Source organism: Vibrio sp. S12_S33 (assembly GCF_963889785.1).
Classification (GTDB): domain Bacteria; phylum Pseudomonadota; class Gammaproteobacteria; order Enterobacterales; family Vibrionaceae; genus Vibrio; species Vibrio aestuarianus.
On sequence record NZ_CAWPQZ010000106.1, the window covers coordinates 1 to 2,749 of the forward strand.

General features: G+C 51.4%; 1 rRNA gene. It reads left to right on the plus strand.

Features of this window, described 5'->3' with window-relative positions:
• A 23S ribosomal RNA gene (locus tag AACW06_RS19140) occupies positions 1-2,726 on the plus strand; the annotation flags it as partial.
• Positions 2,727-2,749: the final 23 nt, after the last annotated feature.

Consider the following 2,749-nt stretch of genomic DNA (forward strand, 5'->3'; position numbering starts at 1 on the left):
GCAGCGAGGCGAACTCGGGGAACTGAAACATCTAAGTACCCGAAGGAAAAGAAATCAACTGAGATTCCGAAAGTAGCGGCGAGCGAAATTGGACTAGCCCTTAAGCTTTAAATGATGCAGGTGAACACGCTGGAAAGCGTGGCAATAAAGGGTGATAGCCCCGTAACCGACACATCATTCTAAGTGAAAACGAGTAAGGCGGGACACGTGATATCCTGTTTGAATATGGGGGGACCATCCTCCAAGGCTAAATACTACTGACTGACCGATAGTGAACCAGTACCGTGAGGGAAAGGCGAAAAGAACCCCTGTGAGGGGAGTGAAATAGAACCTGAAACCGTGTACGTACAAGCAGTAGGAGCAAGGTAATGCCTTGTGACTGCGTACCTTTTGTATAATGGGTCAGCGACTTATATTCAGTGGCAAGGTTAACCGTATAGGGGAGCCGTAGGGAAACCGAGTCTTAACTGGGCGCTTTAGTCTCTGGATATAGACCCGAAACCGAGTGATCTAGCCATGGGCAGGTTGAAGATTGAGTAACATCAATTGGAGGACCGAACCGACTAATGTTGAAAAATTAGCGGATGACTTGTGGCTAGGGGTGAAAGGCCAATCAAACTCGGAGATAGCTGGTTCTCCCCGAAAGCTATTTAGGTAGCGCCTCGGACGAATACTACTGGGGGTAGAGCACTGTTAAGGCTAGGGGGTCATCCCGACTTACCAACCCTTTGCAAACTCCGAATACCAGTAAGTACTATCCGGGAGACACACGGCGGGTGCTAACGTCCGTCGTGGAGAGGGAAACAACCCAGACCGCCAGCTAAGGTCCCAAATTACTACTAAGTGGGAAACGATGTGGGAAGGCTCAGACAGCCAGGATGTTGGCTTAGAAGCAGCCATCATTTAAAGAAAGCGTAATAGCTCACTGGTCGAGTCGGCCTGCGCGGAAGATGTAACGGGGCTAAGTAGTAAACCGAAGCTGCGGCTGCAATCGTGAGATTGTGGGGTAGGGGAGCGTTCTGTAAGCCGTTGAAGGTGTGTTGTAAAGCATGCTGGAGGTATCAGAAGTGCGAATGCTGACATGAGTAACGATAATGGGGGTGAAAAACCCCCACGCCGGAAGACCAAGGGTTCCTGTCCAACGTTAATCGGGGCAGGGTAAGTCGACCCCTAAGGCGAGGCTGAAAAGCGTAGTCGATGGGAAACGGGTTAATATTCCCGTACTGCTTATAATTGCGATGGGGGGACGGAGAAGGCTAGGTGGGCCTGGCGACGGTTGTCCAGGTTCAAGTGCGTAGGCTAAGAAACTAGGTAAATCCGGTTTCTTGTTAGGCTGAGACACGATGTCGAGCTACTACGGTAGTGAAGTCATTGATGCCATGCTTCCAGGAAAAGCCTCTAAGCTTCAGATTATAAGCAATCGTACCCCAAACCGACACAGGTGGTCGGGTAGAGAATACCAAGGCGCTTGAGAGAACTCGGGTGAAGGAACTAGGCAAAATGGTACCGTAACTTCGGGAGAAGGTACGCTCTTGGCGGTGAAGTCCCTAGCGGATGGAGCTACTGAGAGTCGCAGATACCAGGTGGCTGCAACTGTTTATTAAAAACACAGCACTGTGCAAAATCGTAAGATGACGTATACGGTGTGACGCCTGCCCGGTGCCGGAAGGTTAATTGATGGGGTTAGACTTAGGTCGAAGCTCTTGATCGAAGCCCCGGTAAACGGCGGCCGTAACTATAACGGTCCTAAGGTAGCGAAATTCCTTGTCGGGTAAGTTCCGACCTGCACGAATGGCGTAATGATGGCCACGCTGTCTCCACCCGAGACTCAGTGAAATTGAAATCGCTGTGAAGATGCAGTGTACCCGCGGCTAGACGGAAAGACCCCGTGAACCTTTACTACAGCTTGGCACTGAACATTGAACCTACATGTGTAGGATAGGTGGGAGACTTAGAAGCGCAGTCGCTAGATTGCGTGGAGTCGTCCTTGAAATACCACCCTTGTAGTTTTGATGTTCTAACGTAGGCCCCTAATCGGGGTTGCGGACAGTGCCTGGTGGGTAGTTTGACTGGGGCGGTCTCCTCCCAAAGAGTAACGGAGGAGCACGAAGGTGGGCTAAACACGGTTGGACATCGTGTGGTTAGTGCAATGGCATAAGCCCGCTTAACTGCGAGAATGACAATTCGAGCAGGTACGAAAGTAGGTCATAGTGATCCGGTGGTTCTGAATGGAAGGGCCATCGCTCAACGGATAAAAGGTACTCCGGGGATAACAGGCTGATACCGCCCAAGAGTTCATATCGACGGCGGTGTTTGGCACCTCGATGTCGGCTCATCACATCCTGGGGCTGAAGTCGGTCCCAAGGGTATGGCTGTTCGCCATTTAAAGTGGTACGCGAGCTGGGTTTAGAACGTCGTGAGACAGTTCGGTCCCTATCTGCCGTGGGCGTTGGAAGATTGAAGGGGGCTGCTCCTAGTACGAGAGGACCGGAGTGGACGAACCTCTGGTGTTCGGGTTGTTACGCCAGTAGCATTGCCCGGTAGCTAAGTTCGGAATCGATAACCGCTGAAAGCATCTAAGCGGGAAGCGAGCCCTGAGATGAGTCTTCCCTGGCACTTTAAGTGTCCTAAAGGGTTGTTCGAGACTAGAACGTTGATAGGTTGGGTGTGTAAGCGCTGCGAGGCGTTGAGCTAACCAATACTAATTGCCCGTGAGGCTTAACCATACAACACCGAAGGGGTTTTGTGG